General features: G+C 57.4%; 22 protein-coding genes. 10 read left to right on the forward strand and 12 right to left on the reverse strand.

Features of this window, described 5'->3' with window-relative positions; translation table 11 throughout:
• The first annotated feature begins 1 nt into the window (after nt 1).
• Nucleotides 2–1402, forward strand: a complete 1401-nt coding sequence (locus tag AC0V6Q_RS04130) for a methyl-accepting chemotaxis protein (RefSeq protein ID WP_486167144.1) — start codon at nt 2–4, stop codon at nt 1400–1402.
• A 54-nt stretch (nt 1403–1456) separates the two neighbouring features.
• On the opposite strand, the gene AC0V6Q_RS04135 is transcribed toward AC0V6Q_RS04130, so the two are convergent.
• From AC0V6Q_RS04135 to AC0V6Q_RS04155, 5 genes are all read right to left on the reverse strand, one after another.
• Entirely contained in the window at nt 1457–2320 is an 864-nt protein-coding gene (locus AC0V6Q_RS04135) for an AAA family ATPase (RefSeq protein ID WP_486167145.1), read from the reverse strand.
• A gap of 81 nt (nt 2321–2401) precedes the next feature.
• Nucleotides 2402–3712 carry a serine hydrolase gene (locus AC0V6Q_RS04140; RefSeq protein ID WP_486167146.1) on the reverse strand — a complete coding sequence of 437 codons (1311 nt, stop codon included), beginning with the start codon at nt 3710–3712 and terminating at the stop codon, nt 2402–2404.
• Between the two features lie 30 nt (nt 3713–3742).
• Nucleotides 3743–4129, reverse strand: coding sequence for a hypothetical protein (locus AC0V6Q_RS04145; protein ID WP_486167147.1), 387 nt, complete (start codon nt 4127–4129; stop codon nt 3743–3745).
• The gene (gene parE, locus AC0V6Q_RS04150; protein ID WP_486167148.1) at nt 4122–6098 is read right to left on the reverse strand and encodes a DNA topoisomerase IV subunit B; all 1977 of its coding nucleotides are present in this window, start codon (nt 6096–6098) and stop codon (nt 4122–4124) included. The genes AC0V6Q_RS04145 and parE overlap by 8 nt, the downstream gene beginning before the upstream one ends.
• A gap of 76 nt (nt 6099–6174) precedes the next feature.
• Nucleotides 6175–7398, reverse strand: a complete 1224-nt coding sequence (locus AC0V6Q_RS04155; RefSeq protein WP_486167149.1) for a penicillin-binding protein activator — start codon at nt 7396–7398, stop codon at nt 6175–6177.
• Nucleotides 7399–7438: 40 nt separating this feature from the next.
• Between AC0V6Q_RS04155 and rsmI the strand changes: the two genes are divergently transcribed.
• The 4 genes from rsmI to AC0V6Q_RS04175 are packed head-to-tail and all read left to right on the forward strand — an operon-like array spanning nt 7439 to nt 10032.
• Nucleotides 7439–8308, forward strand: coding sequence for a 16S rRNA (cytidine(1402)-2'-O)-methyltransferase (gene rsmI, locus AC0V6Q_RS04160; RefSeq protein WP_486167150.1), 870 nt, complete (start codon nt 7439–7441; stop codon nt 8306–8308).
• Nucleotides 8305–8661: a YraN family protein gene (locus AC0V6Q_RS04165; RefSeq protein WP_486167151.1), complete on the forward strand. Its 357-nt coding sequence runs from the start codon at nt 8305–8307 to the stop codon at nt 8659–8661. The genes rsmI and AC0V6Q_RS04165 overlap by 4 nt, the downstream gene beginning before the upstream one ends.
• 10 nt (nt 8662–8671) lie before the next feature.
• The gene (gene gshB, locus AC0V6Q_RS04170) at nt 8672–9622 is read left to right on the forward strand and encodes a glutathione synthase (protein ID WP_486167152.1); all 951 of its coding nucleotides are present in this window, start codon (nt 8672–8674) and stop codon (nt 9620–9622) included.
• Nucleotides 9619–10032 (forward strand): hypothetical protein, encoded by a 414-nt coding sequence (locus AC0V6Q_RS04175; protein ID WP_486167153.1) that lies wholly within the window; start codon nt 9619–9621, stop codon nt 10030–10032. Before gshB ends, AC0V6Q_RS04175 begins: the two co-directional genes overlap by 4 nt.
• Here AC0V6Q_RS04175 and AC0V6Q_RS04180 read toward each other — a convergent pair.
• Together AC0V6Q_RS04180 and hemW are read right to left on the reverse strand one after the other, a co-directional pair.
• Nucleotides 10029–10931: a tyrosine recombinase XerC gene (locus AC0V6Q_RS04180; protein ID WP_486167154.1), complete on the reverse strand. Its 903-nt coding sequence runs from the start codon at nt 10929–10931 to the stop codon at nt 10029–10031. The genes AC0V6Q_RS04175 and AC0V6Q_RS04180 overlap by 4 nt on opposite strands.
• Nucleotides 10928–12103, reverse strand: coding sequence for a radical SAM family heme chaperone HemW (gene hemW / locus AC0V6Q_RS04185; RefSeq protein ID WP_486167155.1), 1176 nt, complete (start codon nt 12101–12103; stop codon nt 10928–10930). The genes AC0V6Q_RS04180 and hemW overlap by 4 nt, the downstream gene beginning before the upstream one ends.
• A 52-nt stretch (nt 12104–12155) precedes the next feature.
• Here hemW and AC0V6Q_RS04190 point away from each other — a divergent pair, with 52 nt between their 5' ends.
• Nucleotides 12156–12707, forward strand: a complete 552-nt coding sequence (locus tag AC0V6Q_RS04190) for a CAP domain-containing protein (RefSeq protein WP_486167156.1) — start codon at nt 12156–12158, stop codon at nt 12705–12707.
• Here AC0V6Q_RS04190 and rdgB read toward each other — a convergent pair.
• Both rdgB and rph read right to left on the reverse strand, forming a co-directional pair.
• Nucleotides 12704–13339 carry an RdgB/HAM1 family non-canonical purine NTP pyrophosphatase gene (rdgB, locus tag AC0V6Q_RS04195; protein ID WP_486167157.1) on the reverse strand — a complete coding sequence of 212 codons (636 nt, stop codon included), beginning with the start codon at nt 13337–13339 and terminating at the stop codon, nt 12704–12706. The two genes, AC0V6Q_RS04190 and rdgB, sit on opposite strands and share 4 nt — an antisense overlap.
• Entirely contained in the window at nt 13336–14049 is a 714-nt protein-coding gene (gene rph / locus AC0V6Q_RS04200) for a ribonuclease PH (protein WP_486169253.1), read from the reverse strand. The genes rdgB and rph overlap by 4 nt, the downstream gene beginning before the upstream one ends.
• A 79-nt stretch (nt 14050–14128) precedes the next feature.
• On the opposite strand from rph, the gene hrcA reads away from it, so the two are divergent.
• The 3 genes from hrcA (at nt 14129) to AC0V6Q_RS04215 (ending at nt 16757) form a co-directional block, all read left to right on the forward strand.
• Nucleotides 14129–15193: a heat-inducible transcriptional repressor HrcA gene (hrcA, locus tag AC0V6Q_RS04205; RefSeq protein WP_486167158.1), complete on the forward strand. Its 1065-nt coding sequence runs from the start codon at nt 14129–14131 to the stop codon at nt 15191–15193.
• A gap of 20 nt (nt 15194–15213) precedes the next feature.
• Nucleotides 15214–15822, forward strand: coding sequence for a nucleotide exchange factor GrpE (locus AC0V6Q_RS04210; protein WP_486167159.1), 609 nt, complete (start codon nt 15214–15216; stop codon nt 15820–15822).
• Nucleotides 15823–15950: 128 nt separating this feature from the next.
• Complete coding sequence (locus AC0V6Q_RS04215) at nt 15951–16757, forward strand: hypothetical protein (protein ID WP_486167160.1); 807 nt, start codon at nt 15951–15953, stop codon at nt 16755–16757.
• Nucleotides 16758–16842: 85 nt separating this feature from the next.
• Here the strand turns inward: AC0V6Q_RS04215 and AC0V6Q_RS04220 are convergent, their stop codons facing one another.
• The 3 genes from AC0V6Q_RS04220 to AC0V6Q_RS04230 are packed head-to-tail and all read right to left on the reverse strand — an operon-like array spanning nt 16843 to nt 18415.
• A complete protein-coding gene (locus AC0V6Q_RS04220; protein ID WP_486167161.1) occupies nt 16843–17418 on the reverse strand; it encodes a hypothetical protein in 576 nt (191 codons plus the stop codon).
• Nucleotides 17415–17921, reverse strand: coding sequence for a vgr related protein (locus tag AC0V6Q_RS04225; RefSeq protein WP_486169254.1), 507 nt, complete (start codon nt 17919–17921; stop codon nt 17415–17417). The genes AC0V6Q_RS04220 and AC0V6Q_RS04225 overlap by 4 nt, the downstream gene beginning before the upstream one ends.
• Nucleotides 17921–18415 carry a copper chaperone PCu(A)C gene (locus tag AC0V6Q_RS04230; protein WP_486167162.1) on the reverse strand — a complete coding sequence of 165 codons (495 nt, stop codon included), beginning with the start codon at nt 18413–18415 and terminating at the stop codon, nt 17921–17923. Before AC0V6Q_RS04230 ends, AC0V6Q_RS04225 begins: the two co-directional genes overlap by 1 nt.
• A gap of 202 nt (nt 18416–18617) precedes the next feature.
• Here AC0V6Q_RS04230 and dnaK point away from each other — a divergent pair, with 202 nt between their 5' ends.
• Nucleotides 18618–20564 carry a molecular chaperone DnaK gene (dnaK, locus tag AC0V6Q_RS04235; protein WP_486167163.1) on the forward strand — a complete coding sequence of 649 codons (1947 nt, stop codon included), beginning with the start codon at nt 18618–18620 and terminating at the stop codon, nt 20562–20564.
• Nucleotides 20565–20577 lie beyond the last annotated feature (13 nt).

Here is a 20577-nt window from a genome sequence, read left to right on the forward strand (position 1 = left end):
AATGAAGCCAATCGCGATTGATACCGACAATGCCTCAGCGCTCGGCGCGATACCGGAAAAATGCGGTCAAGTGACGGTCGGTTGCACCGATGTAGCGGGTATTGTGAATGCGGTGATCCAATCGTCCGAGGCTTTGCGCAAAGAGCACTCTGCTCTCAGCGGAACGGTCAGGGCTCTTGAAAGCGATCAGGTGAAAGTATCCGAGGCGAGCGACGAGGCGCGCCTTTTGTCCGAACGCGCGATTGAGCGATTGAACGAAGGGACAGACCTCATTCAATCGTCGCTTGGCCAGATCGCGTCCATGCTCGAGCTTGTCGATACCCTTGGCCAGCATGTTACAGGATTTGCAGCAGCGATGGAGCAGGTGCGCCGCAGCACCAAAGACATCGAGGAAATCGCTGAGACCACCAATATTCTGGCCCTCAACGCCACTATCGAAGCGATGAGAGCAGGGGATGCCGGACGCACTTTTGGCGTCGTTGCGGACGAGGTCAAAAGTCTTGCCAACGAAACCCGAAGAGCGACCGTAGAAATTGCAAACACGATCGACACGCTTGGCGAAGAGGCCAGCATTGTTATCGAACGAATCGAACAAGGTTCGAAGGCGAGCGACAAGGCGAAGGCTTCCGTTGCCCAGATCGAAAGCACGATCACAAGCGTCGGCACTCTTGTCGAAGAGGTCGATAAACAGAACGACGTGATCGCGAGGGCAACCGGCACGATTAGCGGTCACGTTGACTCGGTCCAACGAGGGCTTGAGGCATTTTCTCAATCGGCCACAAAAAGCGAGACCGAGCTTAAAGACGTGCACGAGCGAATGGGCGAATTGGAGGACACAGCCAACGAGATGTTCGCCTCTATGGTCGAGGCGGGCCTCTGCCCTGAAGACAGCCATTGGGTTCAAAAGACGCAGGATCATGCCAAAGAGCTGGTCAAGCTGGTCGAGGAAGCAATCGACAACGGCGAGCTCGATCAAGCCAGCCTGTTCGATACCGATTATGTGCTTGTCGAAGGCAGCAGGCCGGAGCGTTTTCGCAACAAATTCAGCGATTGGACCGACCGCAACTGGCGACCGATTTTTGACAAACACATGGCGGAAAACCCTCAGATGATCGCCTCGGTGTGTTCTGATGTGAACGGGTTTATGCCGACCCATATGTCAAAATATTCAGCCGCCCCGACGGGCGAGCTTGTCCACGACACTACGCACTGCCGTAACGGGCGGATCCTTGATGATCCGGCCACGAAAAAGGCCAAGCGCAACAACGCGCCTTATCTGATTTCCGTCTCGCGTCAGGAAGGCGACGGGGTCAACTTCATCCTTACGCGCGCAGTGTTTGTGCCCCTGATCATCAAGGGCAAACGCTGGGGCGATTATCTGGTTGGATATAGCGAGAGCTAAAAAGCCTGCGGGCGCCTCTATTCAGAAGCGCCCGCTCATGTCTTGGCGTCGATTTTAGCTCGGGTTACGGCGCGCCATAAAGGCGAGGCGTTCAAACAGCATCACATCTTGTTCGTTCTTTAGAAGAGCGCCGTGCAGCGGCGGGATCGCGCTGTTCGGGTTGGAATCCTGCAGGACTTCCAGAGGCATATCTTCGTTGAGAAGCAGCTTGAGCCAATCGAGCAGCTCGCTGGTTGAAGGCTTCTTCTTCAGGCCCGGCACTTCGCGCAGCTCGTAGAAAACATCCATCGCTTTTTTCACCAACGTCTTTTGAATGCCGGGGAAGTGGACATCAATGATGGACGCCATCGTGTCGCGGTCTGGGAACTTGATATAGTGGAAAAAGCAGCGGCGCAGGAATGCGTCGGGAAGCTCTTTCTCGTTGTTCGAGGTAATGACCACAATCGGGCGTTCTTTGGCCTCGATACGCTCCTGAGTCTCGTAGACGTCGAAGCTCATCCGGTCGAGCTCTTGCAAGAGATCGTTCGGGAACTCGATGTCGGCCTTGTCGATTTCGTCGATCAAAAGGACAGGGAGTTGCTCGCTGGTGAAGGCTTCCCAGAGCTTACCCTTCTTGATGTAATTGCTGATGTCGTGAACGCGCTCGTCACCAAGCTGACCATCGCGAAGACGGGCGACCGCGTCATATTCGTACAGACCTTGCTGCGCTTTGGTGGTGGATTTGATGTTCCACTCGATCAGCGGGGCATTTAGAGCCTTGGAAATCTCATGAGCGAGAACCGTCTTGCCTGTGCCCGGCTCACCTTTCACCAGAAGCGGGCGCCGAAGGGTAACCGCTGCGTCCACCGCGACTTTAAGGTCGTCGGTTGCGATGTAATTGCTGGTGCCTTCAAAGCGTTGGTTGTTCGTGTCGCTCATGGGTTTTCCTTCAAAACGTATATCTTTGCGCACCCCGATACGGATGCGAGGGGAGGTGTGCAAGAGGGCAGTAATCCAGGCCTATGGCTGATACGCAAGAAGCCGCTGAGCGATGAGTTCAAGCGAGCTAGGGTCAAACCGGACGTCATCGTCGCGCTGGCTAAGGGTCAATGCGTAATCGCGACCGGTTTTGTCTTCGAGCAACCATGTCAAATTAAGAACGCCCGGTTCCGAGCCTCCCTTGTAGCCAACGTAGTGGTATTTCTCGCGCCGCTCTTTGGACATGGAAGGGTTTATCGCCATGATTTCGCGGGCCTTCGGATCGGCGGTCCTGCGCATATATCGCAGCAAACTCACAATATCGCGGGCGCTTGCAAACCACTCAACGTCCAATGCCACCGGTGCGCCGGAGAAAGCAGCCGCCACGTCGTTAGGAGGGACGTCCACATCTTCGATCCCGTCCAAAATCTGACGGCGAACATCGGGCCCACTTCGCCGATAGGTCTCCAGCCGGCCCTCTGGCCCCGCTTTAAGCAGGAACATCTCGCGCGTCTTGAGGAAGGGATTGTTGAGTTCGGGCTGAGAATGGCCGCTTTCTTCCATCGTCCTGATAATCGCGTCGCGGCCCAGCTCGTCGATCAAGGTGTCGGTTGCGGTGTTATCGCTGATCGAGATCATCAGGCTTGCCAGCGTGTGGAGCGTTAGTGGCGCATCTTTGGGCCAATCCTGGATCATTCCGCTTGGAAAACTGCGGTTTTCGGCAAGCTCAACTGTATCGCTCCATTTGCGTTTCCCCTCGGCCACTTCGCGGGAAAGGGTTGCGAGAACATAGAGCTTGAAGGTTGAACCGATGGGCATTTGCTCCTCTGCCCCGGATGATGTGATGGCAGGTGACCCGTCATCGATCGTTCCAAACCACCAGGTCACAGTGCCGCTAAGCGCAGCAAGGTCAGCTTCGATTTTCTCGAGGCTGTCATCGACCGGATCAAACGTCTGGAAAAGAAGTTCGCTGACCTTATTGTCATTGCTGGGATCAATCGCGATGCCGCCCTTTGCGATGGCGCGCTCCATTCGGATGGACAGTGACGCGCGCGCGGCGCCGGGAGGATCAAGGCTTTCGACCGATAGGGCCGCCCCGAATTGCGAGGTGAGCTGGTTTGAAATGGTCCTGAACTGTTCAGGCGGTACGGCGCGCAGGAACGCCTCGGTGAAAACCTCCTCGGGTGCAATTTCGCCATTGAGCAGCTTTACAATTTGATCAGCGCGCTCTTGCAGGGGAGAGGCTTCGATCTCCTCAACGGCGGCAGAGGGCGTGTCTTGTGCCAAGGATTGCGAAGGTATCGCCAAGACGAACATCAGTCCGACCAGCGCTGCAAGGCCGACGTGTCTCATGCTCTTTCTCCTGTTTTCCCCGGACCGATGCTAAAGCCGCGCGCTGGCGCCAAGGCAGACAAAGGCGAGCTGCAAGACGAGAACGAGGATTGTGGCACTGCGCCAGCCAATGCCCGCATCACGCATCCCGCGCTCCCATGTCCACATCCCAATCGCGCCTGTCGCCAGGCTGGATAGGGCGATTGTCAGCCAGCCTGTCTGACCCACCAGCACAATGAAAATCGCAAACAGAACGACCATCTGAACAAGGAAAGCAGCCGCGAACCATGCGATTGGAATGGGGCGGTATTTGGCGTCCGGGATATGCCAGTCAGGGATTGCGCTATCGGGACGCGAGATGCGCCTGTCGCCAGCGTAGATATCCTCTTTGCGCGGGTCGGGGTATTCGCCCTCTCTATTGGAGCCCTGGTCAGGCATCAATCATATCGCGGTCCATTTCGCCCGCGCGGTTCTGGATGAAGTTGAAGCGGTGCTCCGGATTGCGGCCCATCAATTGTTCGACGAGTTCCTTGACGCCGGCCCTGTCCTCAAATTCATTGGGTAGGGTGATCCGAACCAAGCTTCGCGTTTCCGGGTTCATGGTTGTCTCGCGAAGCTGCTGCGGGTTCATTTCGCCAAGACCCTTAAACCGGCCCACTTCGACTTTCTTGCCCTTGAACACCGTCTCCTCAAGCTCTGCCCTGTGTGCGTCATCGCGGGCATAGCGGCTCTCTTTACCAGCGGTCAGACGGTAAAGCGGCGGTTGGGCAAGGAACAAATGCCCTTTGCGAACGAGCTCGGGCATTTCCTGAAAGAAGAATGTCATCAAAAGCGTCGCGATGTGAGCGCCATCGACGTCCGCATCGGTCATTATGATGATCCGGTCATAGCGCAGGTTTTCAGGGTCGCAGTCCTTGCGCGTCCCGCACCCCATCGCGAGGGTGAGGTCCGCGATTTCCGAATTTGCGCTGATCTTGTCCTTGGTGGCGCTGGCCACGTTCAGGATCTTGCCCCTGATCGGCAATATCGCCTGCGTCTTGCGATCGCGCGCCTGTTTGGCAGAGCCGCCGGCCGAGTCGCCTTCGACGATGAAAAGCTCGGTCTCGCGGTCGCCTTCGCCCGAACAATCGGTAAGCTTGCCAGGCAGGCGCAGTTTCTTCGCATTGGTCGCGGTCTTGCGCTTGATCTCGCGCTCTTGCTTGCGCTTGAGGCGTTCATCCATGCGCTCCATCACTTCGCCAAGAAGCGCTTTCCCGCGGTCCATATTATCGGTGAGAAACAGGTCAAACTGATCGCGCACAGCATTCTCGACCAGGCGCACCGCTTCGGGAGAGGTCAGCCGGTCTTTGGTCTGTGACTGGAACTGCGGATCGCGGATGAAAACGCTGAGCATGACCTCAGAACCGGTCATCACATCATCGGCGGTTATGTCCTTGGCTTTCTTAACGCCGGTAAGCTCGCCAAAGCTGCGAAGCGCTTTTGTCAGTGCTCCGCGAAGACCCTGTTCATGCGTGCCGCCATCAGGTGTTGGCACAGTGTTACAATACCAGCTTGTCGAGCCATCGGAATAAAGCGGCCATGCAATCGCCCATTCAACGCGGCCAGCCTCATCGGGAAACTCTTGGCGACCGGTAAAAGGCTGGGCCGTCACACATTCGCGCCCGCCAACTTGTTCGGCCAAGTGGTCCGCAAGCCCGCCGGGGAATTTGAACACGGCCTCTTGCGGTACGTCTTCGGACGAAAGCGATTCCACGCATTTCCAGCGGATTTCGACGCCTGCAAACAGATACGCCTTTGACCGGGCAAGCTTGAACAGGCGGTGAGGCTTGAAATGGCGTTCTCCGAAAATCTCGGTGTCGGGAACGAAGGTGACCGTGGTCCCGCGCCTGTTCGGAGCAGCGCCAACGACTTCGATCGGGCCAAGAGTTTGCCCCCTTGAAAATTCCTGCGCGTAAAGCTGTTTATCGCGCGCCACTTCGACGCGGGTCTTGGATGAGAGTGCATTGACCACGCTCACCCCGACGCCGTGAAGGCCGCCGCTGGTCGCGTAAGCTTTGCCGGAAAACTTACCGCCAGAGTGCAGGGTGGAGAGAATGACTTCCAATGTGGATTTGCCGGGGAACTTTGGATGTTCATCCACCGGAATACCGCGCCCATTGTCCGAAATGCTCAACCGGTTGCCTTCTTCAAGGCGGATTTCGATCCGGTTCGCATGGCCTGCAACGGCCTCGTCCATCGAGTTGTCGAGGACCTCTGCCGCGAGGTGATGCAGCGCGCGGTCATCGGTGCCCCCGATATACATGCCCGGGCGGCGGCGAACGGGCTCAAGACCCTCAAGAACTTCGATGGATGAGGAATCGTAATCGCCGCTCGAGGCAGGCGCATTTTCAAACAGGTCATCAGACATGGGATTGATATAGGCACGGGGCCCGCCTGCTCACAAGCACAGGCAGACCCGTTTTGCGCCTTTATTGCCGGAAATCTTAGTTACTAAAGCTGGTTGGAGCCGCCTCGACCGAGACAACCCGATTTCCGCTGACCTGCCTTACCTCAAGAGCGCGTTCTGCAACGCCATTGCGCATGAAGCGGAAGGCTCCGTCCACGCCAAGAAATCCGCCGCTGTCGTAAAGCCGGTTTTTTGGGAACCTGTCACCCACGCGCCATTCGCGCGCAATCCGCAGGGTCAGGAGAACAGAATCGTATCCCAAGGTGGCGATGCGGAAAGGCTTTGCGCCAAAGCGTGCTTCGTAACTCTCTGAGAAACGGCGGAAACGGCCATCGGATACGGCCGAGAACAAGGCGCCATCGACCGATGCCGAACGGGTGAGGGCGCTTTCACCGCTCCACAATTCCGTGCCCAAAAGCCGCGTTCCGCTTGCACCCTGACTGCGCAATTCGCCAGCTGCCTGCATGGCAAGACGAGCGCCATCGGCGATCAGGACAGTGTCATAGCCTCCGCGTTGGCGAAGACGCTGGGCTGCACCTACGATGGACGTGTTGCCCCGCGCATAACGTTCAAACCCGACGAGATTGCCGCCATAATCACGCAGAGAATTTTGCAGGGCGCTGTAGGCTTTCTGGCCGTAATCACCCTCTGGCAAAAGAGCAGCGAAGCTCGACGAGCCATTGGCTCTGGCATATTGGACCGAGCGCGCGACCGATTGTTCGGGCACATGGCCCATCACGAACACGTCATTGCCCGCAACGCTTGCATCGTTGGAAAAGGCGATGGCCGGAACTCTTGCTCTTGCGGCAGCGGCCTGCACATCAGGAACGTTATCTGCAAGCAATGGGCCGAGGATCAGGCGGTTGCCGTCCGCAATCGCGCGCCGTGCTGCGCCGCCAGCGCCGCCTGACGTGTCATATGTCGTGATGCGGAGGTTGTCGGCATTCGTATCGAGAAGCGCCATTGTCGTCGCATTGGCAATCGCCTGTCCCACATCGGCTGCATTGCCGCCCATGGGGACCAGCAAAGCGACGCGGTGGCGCGTTGTATCGCTTGGCAGTGTTGTCGCGCTCGGTTGAGCGCTGGGTGTTGGGTCAGGGGTGCTGGCCACGGTTTCGGTGCGCGGAACCACCTGACACCCGGCCAAAAGCGCAGCAGAGCCGGCAATTGCCACTGTGCGGCGGTTGAAACCACCCGCAACAAGACGCGATGCGACACGCACCCATTCCATGCCGAAAAACGACTTATTCATACGCTTCATTCTTGAAGACCCCTCAAAGCTCTATACTAGGATCGCTCTTGTGACTGCGCGAACCTTAGAATCACCTGATCCGTCAAGCGGATCCAAAACTCTTGATCCGGGGTTCTACATCGTTGCGACGCCAATTGGCAATCTCGGCGATGTAACGATGCGTGCTGTCGATGTATTGCGCTCGGTCAGCCTAATCGCTTGTGAAGACACAAGAGTCACCGGCAAATTGCTTAAAGCGTGCAATGTTTCGACCCGAATGCAGCGGTACGATGACCACGCTTCGCCTGCGGTGAGAGAGCGGCTGATTGATACCGCGCGCTGCGAACCTGTGGCTTTGGTTAGCGATGCCGGCACGCCGCTGGTCTCTGATCCCGGATACCGGTTGGTGCGCGAGGCAAGAGAGGCGGGCATCGCCGTCACCACGATCCCTGGCCCATGCGCGGCGATCGCTGGGCTGACGCTGTCGGGCCTCCCCAATGACCGCTTCCTTTTTGCAGGCTTCCTGCCGGTCAAGGAAAAGGCGAGGGCGGGCGTACTTGAGGAACTGGGCGCGGTTGAAACGACGCTTATCTTCTACGAAACGGGCCCGCGTTTGGTGCGTTCGCTTGAGACGATTGCTTCTCTTTGGCCGACACGCGAAACCTCGGTCGCGCGCGAGATTACAAAGCTGCATGAGGAATGCCGCTCTGGCACCGCCAGTCAATTGATTGAGCATTACACCGCGCACCCGCCCAAGGGCGAGATTGTGCTTATGATCGGTCCACCAACGCCGAGCGATGAGATCGTGAATTCCAACTCGCTGTTGAAAGAAGCGCTTACCGAAATGAGCGTCAGCAAGGCGGCGGGCAAGGTCGCAAAGGCCACCGGACTTGACCGGCAAACACTTTATGCCCGCGCGGTAGAGCTCAAAAATCAATGACCGAAAAGCGCGTCATTGCCGACCGAAAGGGGCGCGAGGCCGAGGCGCAAGCCGCGCAATTCCTGAGGCAGCAAGGGTATGAAGTTGTTGCTGAACGCCGCAAAACCAAGCTTGGCGAAATTGATCTGATCGCCCGAAAACCGGGCCTTGTTGTCTTTGCCGAGGTCAAATGGCGCGCCCGCAAAGCTGACCTTGCAACGGCCATAGACGAACATCGTTTGGCCCGCGTGGCCGCCGCTGTAGAGGTCGTTGCACACGAATATGCGGGCGGCGGTGAGGACATAAGGATCGACGTTATCCTGCTTGCACCCGGATCACGCCCGACCCACATTGAAAACGCCTGGATGCCTTAGGAAACACGACATGACATTGAAGATCGCGGTCCAGATGGACCCTATCGAAAACATCAACATCAAAGGCGACAGCTCCTTTGCGCTAATGCTGGCGGCGCAGGAACGCGGCTATGAGTGTTTTGAATATCATGTCGAAAGCCTGACGCTGGATGCCGATGACCGGCTGATTGCGGAGTGCTTTCCGGTGAAGGTGAAGCGCGTCGTGGGCGATCATTTTGAAAAGGGCGAAGCGCAAAGGTTGGACCTTGGCCGCGATATTGACGTCGTCCTGATGCGTCAGGACCCGCCGTTTCACATGGGCTATATCACTGCGACCCACATGCTTGAACGGATCAAGGACGAGACACTGGTGGTCAATGACCCGGCAAGTGTCCGCAATGCGCCGGAAAAGGTGATGGTCCTCGATTACCGCCGCTTTATGCCGCCCACATTGGTCACGCGCAGCGTCGATGAAGTTCGCCGCTTTATGGCTGAGCATGGCGCGGTTGTGGTGAAGCCTATCCACGGCAATGGCGGCAAAGCGATCTTCCGTGTGCCAGCGGATGGCGACAACCTCACAGCCTTATTTGAGGTCTTCAACCAGACGTGGCCAGAGCCCCATATGGTGCAGCCCTTCCTTCCCGAAGTGGCAGAAGGTGACAAACGCATTGTTCTGATCGACGGAAGAGTAGCAGGCGCCATCAACCGCATTCCGGGCGAGGGCGAGTTCCGCTCAAACCTTGCCATGGGCGGAAACGCGGAGGCGACGGGTTTGACGACACGCGAACAAGAGATTTGCGCTGCTATGGGACCAGACCTGAAGCGCCTTGGCCTGACATTTGTCGGGATAGATGTGATTGGCGGCAAATGGCTGACCGAGATCAACGTGACCTCGCCCACGGGCATTGTTGCGATTTCGGAGTTTGACGGGACTGATCTTCCCGGCATGATCTGGGATGCGATTGAGGCGCGTTTGGGGTGAAATTGCCTAAGTTATTTACCAAACTTTTCGGCGAACATGAGCGCTCTGAGGTTGGCAAGGATCTGCCGTTTGCACTTGAAGATAATGGCTTCTTCGGGAGAATACGGCAGGGAGGCAGAGTGGGCCGCCGTCTTCCAGATTTGCTCGCCCATCGCCCCGAGAATTGGCGCTTTACTAGACTTTCAAAGCTCTTGGATTTGGCGCGCGAGAAGATCAGTAACGATCTGGGTGAAGTCGAAGGCCGTTTGTCACTAGATGCAATCGAACAGATTTGCGACGCGAAAGGCGATTTTACTGTGACATGGCGATCATCGGATGCACTATCCAAGTATCAGAGTTACGTCGACCGTGCGCTTAGGGAATTAGGTGAGGACGAAATTTTACACGAAGTTTCGCCACCTTCGACCTAGCTTTTCTTCGCCGCCCTTGGATGCGCCCCGCGGTACGTCTCCAGCAAACTCGCCGCATCGACTTTCGTGTAAATCTGCGTCGAACCTAGCGATGCATGACCCAACAGCTCCTGCAAAGACCGCAAATCCGCACCAGCGCTTAGCAAATGCGTTGCAAAGCTGTGCCGCAAGGCGTGGGGTGTGGCCGTATCGGGCAGGCCCAATGCCCGCCGCGCTTTGGCCATCGCCTTTTGCACCATGCCGGGAGAGAGAGGTCCGCCTTTTGCGCCTTTGAAAAGAGCCTCGTCTGCGCTCAAGGGGTAAGGGCACTGGCCTACATATTCTGCCACAGCTTCTGCTGTGATCGGCAGGATGGGTACCACCCTTTGCTTGCCGCCTTTGCCCGTTACCAGAAGCGTCTCACCCATTGGCACATCGCGGCCTTGCAGGGACAGCGCCTCGGCTATCCGCAGGCCTGAGCCATACATGAGCAGCAAGACCGCCCGGTCCCGCGCACCGATCCAGTCTTCTGCCGCTGTCCCGTCGATGAGGTCAGCGATGTTGACCGCATCGTCGGGCGTGACGGGGCGGGGCAGGCCTTTCTTCAGACGCGGGCCGCGAAGGCGAGGGGCGGCGGGGTCGGGGTCGCCGCTTTCTGCCCGCGCAAAAGCGATCAGAGCCTTTAAAGCGGAAAGCTCTCTTGCAGCGCTTGCATTGGCGAGACCCTCCGCACGCCGCGAGGCGAGGTGGGCGCGCAAATCCTGCGCTTCGATTGCGGCGACATCCTCCCATGAGGCAAGGCCGCGCGCACGGATCAATCGCTGCGCCGCAGAGACATAGGCACGCACCGTATGGGGGGAGCGCCGCCGTGCATCGGTCAAATGCGCGCGCCAGTCAGCGATGAGCGCCGCTTCCTTCATGACAGCACCAATTCCTCTGCGACAAGCTCGCCAAGGATAGCATCAAGCAGTGGCAAGCCTTTACCCGTTACCCCGATGCGGGTTTCATCAGTCCACAAGAGGTCAAGCGAGCTTAGATGGTCGCGTTTTGCCTCATTAATCAGCGTGCCAGCATTCACCGAAAGCCGCTTACCCAGTGCGCCCAGATCAATCCCTTCAACAAGGCGAAGGCCCATAAGCAGGGCTTCGGATGCTTGTTCGCCTCGCGTCAAATGGCGTTGCTCGGCGATGCCATGCCCGCGCTCGCCAACGGCTTTGAGATAGTTCTCGGGCTTCTTGTGCCGCGTTGTCGCAAATCCGCCGCGGCGACCGTGCGCTCCGGGGCCAATACCGGCGTAATCCTGATACCGCCAATAGGTAAGGTTGTGGCGGCTTTCCTCGCCCGGCTTCGCATGATTGCTGATCTCATAGGCGGGAAGGCCGTGCGCCGCGGTCATTGCTTGCGTGATCGCGAAAAGCTCAGCGGCTTCATCATCGTCCAATGGCGCAAAAACTCCGCGCCGCACATCGGTTGCAAATCTGGTGCCGGGCTCAATCGTGAGCTGATAAAGCGATAGATGCGAAGTGCCAAGACCAAGCGCGCGGGCGAGCTGCGCCTCCCAATACTCCGGCGTTTGATCCGGCAGGGCATAGATCACGTCGAAATTGACCCGCGAAAAATGCGCCTGCGCGACCTCTAAAGCCGCCAATGCCTCATCCGCGCCGTGCAGTCGCCCGAGCCAGCGCAAAGTATCGTCCTCAAGCGATTGCACACCCAGCGAAACTCGGTTCACGCCTACCTGCGCGATGCCCGCAAAATTGGCGGCTTCGACGGAAGAAGGGTTGGCTTCAAGAGTGATCTCAATGCCAGCATCAAAGCCCCAAAGCGTCTCGGCTTCTTTGAGTAGAGCTTCGACCAGGCGCGGCGGCATGAGTGAAGGCGTGCCCCCGCCAAAGAAGATTGACGTCAGCGTGTTACCCCCTGCAACCCGGCCTGCGACCCCGCCAGCAACTTGGGCTTCGGCGCGCATATCGGCGATCAGCGCGCGCTCCCACGCCTCCACATCCACGGTGTCGCGCACGTGACTGTTGAAGTCGCAATAAGGGCATTTCTTGGCGCAAAACGGCCAATGAATGTAAAGAGCGCGGGCCAAAATTGGGGTGTCTCAGTCTTTCGTTAAGGGTTGATCGTCCATCCTTTAGGGCATGCGTACTCATGCGACAATTCTATCCGCCTTTGCAGCGCTCGCTTGCGCCCTGTCGGTTGGCAGTGGTGCCGAGGCCCGCGGAGGCTTGTCGGGTGAGGAGACCGCTTGGCTCACCGCTCATAATGAAGCGCGCGATGCATTCGGCACAGCGCCTCTCAAGTGGTCGGACAGGTTAACCAGAGAAGCGCAGCAATGGGCCGAACAGCTTGCGCGCGAAAACACCATGCGCCACTCGCGGCCAGAAGATCGCGGGCGAACGGGTGAGAACTTGTGGATGGGCACCAGCGGGAATTTTCATGCCTCCCAGATGATCGGCTTTTTCGTTGATGAGCAGAAGTATTTCAGGTCAGGCCGGTTTCCCGATGTATCACGCACGGGAAATTGGGCAGACGTTGGGCATTACACGCAGATAGTGTGGGCTGACACGCGCGAAGTGGGATGCGCCAAGGCCAGCAATGGCCGCAATGACGTGCTAGTTTGCCGCTATTATCCCAGTGGCAACGTGCTGGGCGAGGTGATCGCTCCGCAGCGTAAGGTTGCACGGCGTTAGGCGCCGAACTGGTCGGCAAGCATCTTCGCAAATGCATCGGCGCGGTGGCTGATGGCGTGCTTTTCTGACGGGGCAATTTCGGCGAAAGTCTCAGAGCCATCGCGCGCCGAGGGCACAAACACCGGATCATATCCAAAGCCCATTTCGCCGCGTGGTGGCCAGGTGAGCGCGCCGGGGGATTGCCCTTCGTAAACCGCATGCTCGCCATCGGGCCAAGCCAGCGCGAGAACGCAATGGAACGCCGCCGAGCGGTCGGTATCAGGGCCCAATTGTTGGAGCATCCCTTCAACCTTGCCCATCGCCATGTACCAGTCACGGCCAGGGCTCCCTTCAAACCATTGCCGCTCTGCCCAATCGGCGGTGTAGACGCCGGGGCGCCCGTCAAGCGCATTGACGCTAAGACCGCTATCATCAGCCAGTGCGGCAAGCCCGGAGGCCTCAGCCGCGGCGCGCGCCTTGATAAGCGCATTCTCCACAAATGTAGTGCCCGTCTCGGGTGGTTCAGGCAGGCCCAAAGACCCGGCAGAAATGCACTTGAGACCATAGGGTTCAAGCAGCGCCGAGATTTCCTTGAGCTTGCCTTCATTATGGGTCGCAATCACCAGCGACCCGCCACCCAGTTTGCGTGTCACTTTGCCGCTTCCATTTGCGCTTTGAAGATGCCGTCGCAACCGATGTTTGCAAGACGAAGGAGGCGCAAAAGGCCTTCTTCATCGTATGTCGCGCCCTCGGCAGTTGCCTGAACTTCGGCGATCTGGCCGCCGCTGATCAAAACAAAGTTTGCGTCCGCATCCGCATCGCTGTCCTCGGGGTAGTCGAGGTCGAGAACGGGCGTGCCTTTGTATATCCCGCAGGAGATCGCCGCGACTTGTGCTGTGATCGGATCTTCTTTGAGATCGCCTGATGCCATGAGGCTGTTCACCGCAAGGCGCAGCGCAACCCATGCGCCAGAGATCGAGGCTGTGCGGGTCCCCCCATCTGCCTGAATAACATCGCAATCCAGAGTAATCTGACGCTCACCCAGCTTCTTCAAGTCCACCACGGCACGCAAAGAACGACCGATAAGACGCTGAATTTCCTGTGTGCGGCCCGATTGCTTGCCGCGTGCAGCTTCACGGCTGCCACGGGTGTGCGTGGCACGTGGGAGCATCGAATATTCACCCGTGACCCAGCCTTCGCCTTTACCACGAAGCCATGGCGGGATGCGCTCTTCAACAGAGGCTGTGCACAGGACGCGTGTGTCGCCAAAACTGATCAGGCACGAGCCTTCTGCGTGTTTGGTAAAGCCTGTTTCGATTGTGATAGCGCGCATTTCATCCGCGCTACGTCCTGAAGGGCGCATTGTGTTCTCCGAGTATGTTTCGCCGCTCAACTGACAGCGAAGACTTGCCGCTGCAAGCGCAAACACTAAGATTAGCCACATGAACGGCCCTTCGATCACCGAACTCACCACCCGAGCGCGCGACATATTTCAGCGCGTGGTCGAGGAGTATCTGGAAAACGGGCAACCTGTCGGGTCCAAGACGCTTGCCGCCGATGGGGGCCTGAACCTGTCGCCTGCCTCTATTCGATCGGTGCTCGCAGAACTGGAAGGGCAGGGATTTCTTGCCGCGCCGCATACCAGCGCAGGGCGCATGCCGACCGATGCGGGGCTTCGCATTTTTGTCGATGGCATGATGCGCGTGGCCGAACCCTCGCGTGAAGAACAAGCCCAGATCGAGGCGCGGCTTTCCGAAAGCGGGCCGGTAGAGCAAGCTTTGCAACAGGCGAGCGCTTTATTGTCGGAGCTTTCCGGGGCGGCGGGCATGGTGATGGTCCCGACACGCGAACAACGATTGTCGCAATTCAGCCTTGTAAGCCTTGGTCAAGGACGCGCTCTGGCGGTTCTGGTGGGTGAGGATGGCGGGGTGGAAAACCGCGTTCTGGAACTGGGCGCGTCTGAAATGGGTTCGCTTGAAGCGGCGAGCAATTATATCAATTCAAGGCTCGCCGGACGCACTCTTGCCGAAGCGGTCCAAGCAATGCGCGCCGAGATCAGTGCAGGCAAAAGCCAGCTTGACGCGGCCAGCAGTGACCTTGTGGAACGCGGCCTTGCCGTTTGGAGCGAAGATGCCAACGAGCGGCCCGTCCTGATCGTGCGCGGCGCCTCCAATCTCATCGACGAAGCGGCAATGGACGATATCGAGAGAGTGCGCTCGCTGCTCGATGATCTTGAGGACAAGCAATCGGTTGCCACGCTTCTGGAAAGCGCGCGCGAGGCAGAGGCGACGCGCATTTTCATCGGCAGTGAAAACCGGCTTTTCGGCCTTTCGGGTTCGTCCGTAATCGCATCGCCCTACCGTGATATGGAGGGAAGGGTGGTCGGCGTTCTGGGGGTGATTGGCCCCACGCGCTTGAATTACGCCCGCGTGGTCCCCATGGTTGATTTAACAGCCCGCTCGCTCAGCAAATCGCTGGGCGGATCATTGGGCAAACTGATCGCGTAAACCGCAGGAAATACATAGACATGAACGACGAAAACAAGCCGCAGAATGATGCGGCGGCTGAAGCCGAACTCAAAGGTGTACCAGAGGAATTGCTCGACACTGGGACATGTGAAGGCGCAGAAGATGGCGCCGCTGATGGCGACGGCGACAACGCAATGGCCGAAGCGTTGGAAGCTTTGCGCAACGATCTTGAAGCGGCCAAGCAGGATGTCCTTTACGCCAAGGCAGAGGGGCAAAATGTGCGCCGCCGCGCGGAAAAGGACATTCAGGACGCGCGCAATTATGCCGCAACCGGCTTTGCCCGCGATGTCTTGAGCGTGTGGGACAATCTTTCCCGCGCTGTTGACGCAATCCCCGATAGTTTGCGCGAAGATGACAAGATGAAAGGCCTGGTGGTCGGCATTGAAGCGACCCAGCGCGAGCTTGAAAAGGTCTTCAAACAACACGGCGTTGAGCGTGTTGCAGCGGTCGGCATGCCGCTGGACCCCAACCAGCATCAGGCGATGATGGAAATCCCCAGCGATGACCATGAGGCAGGCACTGTCATTCAGGAAATGCAGTCAGGCTGGATGATCAAAGACCGGCTGCTGCGCCCTGCAATGGTGGGTGTGGCGAAGAAGCCGGACTGATTCCTGACCAGAGTATCCTGATGTAGAGCCGTCGGCCGGTGTGCTAATCCTCACATACGGCACCCTTCTTGCTGCTTATCATGCCGCCAATAAAGACAATGGGCATCAGTTGAGCATGGGGGGGAATCATGAGCACCGGCCAAAAAGTAGGCTGCGCGGCGGTCTGCATTATTGCATTCATCGGACTTATCGTTGGCGTCGCCTTCTACGCAACCAGCGGGATATCCGACACCGCAGATGAATTCTTTGCCGCTACCAATGCTGGTGACTTCGACACAGCCCATGGTTTGACGTCACAGCGCCTCCAGCAAAGCGAAAGCCCGGAAAGGCTGGAGCGCTTTATCGAAAGCACCGGCTTGCAAGATGTAGCGGATACCAGCTGGAGCAACCGTCTGATCAAGAACAACACTGGCGAGCTTCGCGGAACGGTCACCACAGGTGCGGGCGGGACCATACCGCTGACGGTGCTGTTTGTTTCAGAGAACGATGAATGGAAAATCGACGGCTTTGATATCAAAGGCGGCTCGATAAACAATGGATCATCAGACGGCGACGGATCGGCAAGGAATGCTGTTCCTATGGTCATCCCGTCTGCGGAGGATCAAGAGGACCTCATCTTCTTTGCTTCAACCGGCTTTGCCAATGCGCTTAGCTCGGGGGATTTCAGCACGTGGGAAAAGCGCTGGGTCGAAGCGATGACGCTGGAGAATCTTGAAGAGAGCTTTGGTCTTTTTCGACCGGGAGAAAAACAAATTCGTCGGATAATAATGCAGGAACCCCAATTTGAGCCCGCAACCGCGCTCAATGATGACGGGTACCTCATGATTTCTGGTTATTACGAGCAAGACGGCAAGCGGTTGAGCTTTATCTATGAATTTTATGCCGAGGGCGACGGCGACCCCAAGATTGTCAGCGCTGACTACGAGTATTCTTAAGTTGCAAGGTTTCGGGCCAGTCACTTTTTTGGGACTTAGGAGCCGAACACTGCTGACCGGCCGCCCGATCATTCGAGCGTATGCGTCACAATATGAGGTAAAGAATGAGATAGCGTACAATAAGGGCGCTAAGGATCGCGATATTCACGTTGTCTTTTCGCCAGATCATGCCCGCTGTCATTAGTGCCACGAGCAAGACGGTGAGCGCAATCGACACCGGATTGCTTGCAAGCACCGTCGGATTGACCTGCGTTAGCAAATATCCCCATTGGACAAACACCAAGGCGATCAGGATGCCAAATACAACCCTGCGCGTGCGGTAAAAATGGTCGTCCAGATCGGTAAAACCTTCCGGATCGGTCGGGAAAACCAATCTTGCGGCGATGTAATAGGACGAGGCGAAAGCGATCACTGCGGTGACGGTGGCGGCGTTCACTTCGATGAAGTCGCGCACGACCCATGCGAACATCCAGAAGCTGATAAGGTCAAGCATCACAAATCCACCCATCAGCGGAGTGAGCCAACCTATGGTAAAGGTCTTATGCTCTGCCTCGCGCGCAAATTTGTATTCCATCGCGCGCCCAAGCCCCGTGAGCAGCTCGATCATCGAAAGCCCAAGGATCAGGGCGTAGAGCAGAAATACAAATTCGAATGGTGTCATTGGGGCAGGGTCGCACCCTTGAACCGGACGAGCAAGTCATACGCCGACTTATCCGCCACTCCGGACAATTTGGCCCCGTGTCTAAGTAGAAATGCGTGGGCTACAATTTCGGCCTGTTGCTCGATGCCATAGGCGGTCAACGCAGCGCCGGGTTTCAAGGAATAGCTGTAACGGCAAAAGGGGTGGCGGTGCAGTATCAGATACCAGCGCCCGAACGTTTGCGTCTGCCACACATGGGTCAGCTCATGGATAAAGAACGCCTGAGTGGTTAGCGGCGCATCCGAAAAGTCATCGCAGTATGCCTGTCCGTCCGGGTGAAAATAGAGGTGCCCGTTGGGCGCCATGGTGATGCGCTTTGGCTGGAACGGCCACCATTTGCGGCGCCGTATCCGGATGGGCTCATAATCGAGCGCGTCACCAAATATGGTCCGCGCAAGACCGATTTCGCCCCGGGTCAGCGGGCGCTCGCCCCCAACTGGACATGGTTTCGCACTTGGCTCAATCAGCGTTCATCCCCTGCGGAGCAAATCTCTGCATCAAATGAATGCGTTGTGCCATCCGAAAGGGCAATTGTAACACTGGTGGTTTGTCCGACTTTGAGCTGGGGTGAGACTTGCATGGCCATCACGTGGAAACCGCCGGGCTTCAACTCCAGCGTCTCTCCGGCATTGAGGGTGAGGGGCCCCGATGCCATCATCATACCCCCATTCCCATCTTCGCCCATCTGATGGATCATGGCACTTTGCGAGCCTTCGACGGTGACGCTCTCCAGTGTGATGGCGCTGTCCCCGACATAGGTGAGGTCAAAATACACAGCGGCCGGATTGCCGGATACCGGTGCAAGCGTCAGCCTCGGGTTGGCAATGGTAATACCGTCCGCAAGTTGCAGCGAAGCGGTGTCGGTCAGCGTGTCGGTATCACTTGCGCCTTGGCTGCAAGCTGCAAGCGTTATTGCCAATGCAAATGCCGTAATGGGGGCGACTGCCGCGCTCTTCATAAAAACTCACCTTAAATTCGCAAAGATCATCCCAAAGAAGCTGTTCCTCTTGTGGATGATGCAAAATCTAGGGGCTCGGGGTTCTTGTGCCAAGGAAAACCGCACCTATATCCGCCTCATATTCGAGCCGCCGAGCTGTCTCGCCAAATAAGGGAGGCGCAAGGCGCGGTGTCCAACTAGATCCTCAAAGGATGGAAAAAACATGGGAAAAGTAATCGGTATCGACCTTGGCACGACCAACAGCTGTGTCTCGGTTATGGATGGTGGCAAACCAAAGGTCATCGAAAATTCTGAAGGCGCCCGCACGACGCCTTCGATTGTCGCTTTCACAAAAGACGGCGAGCGTCTCATCGGTCAGCCGGCCAAGCGCCAGGCAGTCACCAATCCAGACAACACCCTCTTCGCAATCAAGCGCCTTATCGGACGCCGGTTTGATGACCCGCTGACGAAGAAGGACATGGAAATTGTCCCTTACGACATCGTCAAGGGCAAGAACGGCGATGCATGGGTCGAAGCCAATGGCGACGACTACTCGCCTTCACAAATTTCTGCCTTCATCCTCCAAAAGATGAAAGAAACCGCCGAGAGCTATCTTGGCGAAACCGTGACGCAAGCGGTTGTGACCGTCCCTGCATACTTTAACGATGCACAGCGTCAGGCGACCAAAGACGCAGGCGAGATTGCCGGTCTTGAAGTCCTTCGCATCATCAACGAGCCGACAGCCGCTGCTCTTGCATACGGCATGGACAAAGAAGACGGCAAAACCATCGCGGTTTATGACCTTGGCGGCGGTACTTTCGACGTATCCATCCTCGAGATCGGCGATGGCGTTTTTGAAGTGAAGTCGACCAATGGCGACACATTCCTTGGCGGTGAAGATTTCGACAATGCGATTGTCGAGCACCTTGCGAGCGCCTTCCAAAAGAAGGAAAACATGGACCTGAAAGCCGACAAGCTCGCGCTTCAGCGTCTGAAGGAAGCAGCGGAAAAAGCGAAGATCGAGCTTTCCTCGTCGGCCACAACCGAAGTCAACCTGCCCTTCATCACCGCGCGTATGGAAGGCGGCGCATCGACCCCGCTTCACCTTGTTGAGACCATCAGCCGCGCTGACCTTGAAAAGCTGGTTGGTGGTCTGATCGACCGCACGCTTGAGCCTTGCAAGAAAGCATTGAAAGACGCGGGCGTTTCCAAAAGCGAAATCGACGAGGTTATCCTTGTCGGCGGTATGACCCGTATGCCGCGCGTTCGCGAAGTGGTTGAGAAGTTCTTCGAAGCCAAACCGCACACCGGCGTGAACCCGGACGAAGTGGTCGCGATGGGTGCCGCCATTCAGGCTGGCGTTCTTCAGGGCGACGTTAAAGACGTTCTCCTGCTCGACGTGACCCCGCTGTCGCTGGGTATCGAAACGCTGGGCGGTGTCTTCACCCGCATGATCGACCGCAACACGACGATCCCGACGAAGAAGACGCAAACGTACTCGACCGCCGAAGACAATCAGAACGCTGTGACGATTAAAGTCTATCAGGGCGAGCGCGAAATGGCTGCAGACAACAAGATCCTCGGCAATTTCGACCTTGTCGGCATTCCGCCAGCACCGCGCGGCGTTCCTCAGATCGAAGTGACCTTCGACATTGACGCCAACGGCATCGTTTCAGTCAGCGCCAAAGACAAAGGCACCGGCAAAGAGCAAACGATCAAGATCCAGGCGTCTGGCGGTCTGTCGGACAGCGACATCGACCAGATGGTTCAGGATGCAGAGAAGTTTGCCGAAGAGGACAAGAAGCGCCGCGAGGGTGCCGAAGCCCGCAACCAGGCGGACAGCCTTGTCCACGCAACCGAAAAGCAACTTGAAGACAATGGCGACAAGATCGACGCCGAGACCAAGACTGCCGTTGAGGAAGCAATCGCTGCGACCAAGACCGCTCTTGAAGGCGACGATGCCGAAGAGATCAGCGCGAAGGCCCAGGAGCTGACGCAAGCCGCCATGAAAATGGGCGAGCAGATCTACAAGCAAGAGCAGGAAAATCAGGCCGCAGAAAGTGCCGGTGAAGACGCCAGCGCTGCTGAAGAAGCCGATGAAGACGTTGTCGATGCCGAGTTCTCGGAAGTCGATGACGAGAAGCCCAGCGATAATTCGGGCAAAGAGTAACCTTCATAAACTC

The sequence above is a fragment of the Erythrobacter sp. S227 genome (assembly GCF_057364925.1).

Coding starts and splice junctions, on each gene's coding strand:
- AC0V6Q_RS04130 (WP_486167144.1), top strand. CDS start 2: ATGAAGCCAATCGCGATTGATACCGACAATGCCTCAGCGCTCGGCGCG.
- AC0V6Q_RS04135 (WP_486167145.1), bottom strand. CDS start 2,320: ATGAGCGACACGAACAACCAACGCTTTGAAGGCACCAGCAATTACATC.
- AC0V6Q_RS04140 (WP_486167146.1), bottom strand. CDS start 3,712: ATGAGACACGTCGGCCTTGCAGCGCTGGTCGGACTGATGTTCGTCTTG.
- AC0V6Q_RS04145 (WP_486167147.1), bottom strand. CDS start 4,129: ATGCCTGACCAGGGCTCCAATAGAGAGGGCGAATACCCCGACCCGCGC.
- parE (WP_486167148.1), bottom strand. CDS start 6,098: ATGTCTGATGACCTGTTTGAAAATGCGCCTGCCTCGAGCGGCGATTAC.
- AC0V6Q_RS04155 (WP_486167149.1), bottom strand. CDS start 7,398: ATGAAGCGTATGAATAAGTCGTTTTTCGGCATGGAATGGGTGCGTGTC.
- AC0V6Q_RS04165 (WP_486167151.1), top strand. CDS start 8,305: ATGACCGAAAAGCGCGTCATTGCCGACCGAAAGGGGCGCGAGGCCGAG.
- gshB (WP_486167152.1), top strand. CDS start 8,672: ATGACATTGAAGATCGCGGTCCAGATGGACCCTATCGAAAACATCAAC.
- AC0V6Q_RS04180 (WP_486167154.1), bottom strand. CDS start 10,931: ATGAAGGAAGCGGCGCTCATCGCTGACTGGCGCGCGCATTTGACCGAT.
- AC0V6Q_RS04190 (WP_486167156.1), top strand. CDS start 12,156: ATGCGTACTCATGCGACAATTCTATCCGCCTTTGCAGCGCTCGCTTGC.
- rph (WP_486169253.1), bottom strand. CDS start 14,049: ATGCGCCCTTCAGGACGTAGCGCGGATGAAATGCGCGCTATCACAATC.
- hrcA (WP_486167158.1), top strand. CDS start 14,129: ATGAACGGCCCTTCGATCACCGAACTCACCACCCGAGCGCGCGACATA.
- AC0V6Q_RS04210 (WP_486167159.1), top strand. CDS start 15,214: ATGAACGACGAAAACAAGCCGCAGAATGATGCGGCGGCTGAAGCCGAA.
- AC0V6Q_RS04215 (WP_486167160.1), top strand. CDS start 15,951: ATGAGCACCGGCCAAAAAGTAGGCTGCGCGGCGGTCTGCATTATTGCA.
- AC0V6Q_RS04220 (WP_486167161.1), bottom strand. CDS start 17,418: ATGACACCATTCGAATTTGTATTTCTGCTCTACGCCCTGATCCTTGGG.
- AC0V6Q_RS04230 (WP_486167162.1), bottom strand. CDS start 18,415: ATGAAGAGCGCGGCAGTCGCCCCCATTACGGCATTTGCATTGGCAATA.
- dnaK (WP_486167163.1), top strand. CDS start 18,618: ATGGGAAAAGTAATCGGTATCGACCTTGGCACGACCAACAGCTGTGTC.